Raw genomic sequence first — 252 nt, 5'->3', positions numbered from 1 at the left:
ACCACCAGGGTTCAGACGGCTATGGCAGACTATCGATGGTCAACAGAATCAGTGGCTAGAGACAAACTGTTCTTGGAGTACCTGGGGATAGGTGCCAAGTAGTGTACGCTTTAAACGACTTTCAGGTTCTTACAAGCAAATTTCCTGCCTTCTGGGTTTGCGCACCGAAAACATGCTCAACCCTTACACGAACCTTCGATTTGGTCCTGTTACTCTTCTGTTCCCGAGCTGTCAGCTTTCGGTTCCGAGTGC

1 pseudogene is annotated in these 252 nt (G+C 49.2%); it reads right to left on the bottom strand.

The annotated features are described in order from the left end of the window. Positions 1-124: 124 nt before the first annotated feature. A pseudogene (locus JWH17_RS24975) lies at positions 125-252 on the bottom strand (IS5/IS1182 family transposase); the annotation flags it as partial.

Origin of the sequence: Desulfogranum marinum (assembly GCF_016918565.1) — a bacterium.
In the GTDB taxonomy this organism is placed as follows: Bacteria; Desulfobacterota; Desulfobulbia; order Desulfobulbales; family Desulfobulbaceae; genus Desulfogranum; species Desulfogranum marinum.
The sequence above is the reverse complement of the archived record's forward strand: the minus strand, read 5'-3'. Positions and strand labels throughout refer to the sequence as shown.